The sequence below is a fragment of the Mycobacterium sp. TH-M15 genome (assembly GCF_057473705.1).
Genome location: NZ_JBYCLB010000217.1, coordinates 1 through 1,758, shown reverse-complemented (window position 1 = coordinate 1,758; position 1,758 = coordinate 1). Strand labels below are relative to the sequence as shown.

At 71.4% G+C, this 1,758-nt stretch carries 2 protein-coding genes; both read left to right on the top strand.

Annotation, left to right across the window (positions count from 1 at the left end):
• A partial coding sequence (locus AC2VNT_RS05100) for an AMP-binding protein (RefSeq protein WP_486945818.1) occupies positions 1 to 963 on the top strand: 963 nt, incomplete at its 5' end.
• 570 nt (positions 964 to 1,533) lie between these two features.
• On the top strand, positions 1,534 to 1,758 hold a 225-nt coding region (gene rpsJ, locus AC2VNT_RS05095), incomplete at its 3' end, for a 30S ribosomal protein S10 (RefSeq protein ID WP_486945817.1).

The following is a 1,758-nucleotide window of genomic DNA, read 5'->3' as shown; positions in this document are numbered from 1 at the left end:
CAGGTCACCCCGCTGGACTTCCTGCACGACATTCTGTTGTGGGCCAGGCTCATCGACAAGTACCGGGGCACCATGACCGCGGCGCCGAACTTCGCCTACACACTGCTGGCCAAGCGGCTGCGTCGGCAAGCGCACCCCGGCGAGTTCGACCTGTCGTCGCTGCGCTGGGCGCTGTCCGGCGCCGAACAGGTGGAGCCGGCCGATGTCGACGAGTTGATCGCGGCGGGCGCGCCGTTCGGGCTGAGTTCGCGGGCGATCCTGGGCGCCTACGGCATGGCCGAAACGACGGTGGGGGTGTCGTTTTCGGCCTGCGGCGGTGGGCTGCAGACCGACGAGGTGGAGGCTGACCTGCTCAGCCGTCTGCACCTCGCGGTGCCGGCCCGCAGCGGGCACACCCGGCGGCTGGCCACACTGGGACCGCCGCTGGCCGGGCTGCAGACCCGCATCGTCGACGAGGACGGCGGGCTGCTGCCGGCTCGCGCGGTGGGTGTCATCGAGGGCCGCGGCGAGTCGGTCACATCCGGGTACCTGACCCGGGCCGGGTTCGCGCCGGCCCAGGACGAGCAGGGCTGGTACGACACCGGCGACCTGGGCTACCTCACCGAGCGGGGTCACGTGGTGGTCTGCGGCCGGGTCAAAGACGTCATCATCATGGGTGGTCGCAACGTGTATCCGGCCGACATCGAGCGAGCGGCCGGCCGGGTGCGCGGGGTGCGGGCCGGCTGCTCAGTGGCGGTGCGGCTGGACGCCGGGCACAGCCGGGAGAGTTTCGCGGTGGTCGCCGAGTCCAACGACTGGGAGGACGAAGACCAGCTGCGCCGGATCCGGCGCGACATCGCCCACGAGGTGGTCGGCGAGGTCGGCGTCCGCCCGCGCCGGGTCGTGGTGCTCGCGCCGGGCATGGTGCCCAAGACGCCGTCGGGCAAGCTGCGCCGCGCGCACGCGCTGGCGCTGGTGAGTTGAGCAAGCAAGACGCCGGACCGGCTGCTCGACGCCGGCCGCGGCATTGACACCGGCCGAACCGCGGACCCTGGATGCAATCCATTCGGTCGCCGCTCGGGCGGCCGGAAGCCGGCTGGGAGCGGCGGTCACCTATGACGCGCGGCCGGCGATACCGCCGACACGGCGGGACCGCCGGCCGCCCCGTCCCGCCCGTGTGTCCCGGTCACTCGCGTGCCGGATGTGCCGACACCGTCGCCCCGCCGTTCGTGTCGCCGGCCGAATTTGGCCGCTCACCCGACGTGAGGCATACTGGTCAGGTTGCCCTGCGCCGGGGATCGCACCTGGCCGGGCATCCGACCGGCGCCCACCCGGGCGCGTCCGGTCCCATCCTCGTCAGGGCCGAGATCTTCGGCGCGGACGAGGCCGCGTGCGGGCGACACACCCGACCGCGGGGGCCGGTGAACCAGGACAGGTAAACAGCGGCGACAGCAGGATTCGGCGTGGTGTCCGGATGGACTCCGGAAGGGCACCGCGCGGGCAAACCGGGTTCTCCGATATCGGAGCGCCCACTAGGAGCGAGGTAGCAGAAGCGTGGCGGGACAGAAGATCCGCATCCGGCTCAAGGCCTACGACCATGAAGCCATCGACGCCTCGGCGCGCAAGATCGTCGAGACGGTCACCCGCACGGGTGCGTCCGTGGTCGGCCCGGTGCCGCTGCCGACCGAGAAGAACGTGTATTGCGTCATCCGGTCCCCGCACAAGTACAAGGACTCGCGGGAGCACTTCGAGATGCGCACCCATAAGCGGTTGATCGAC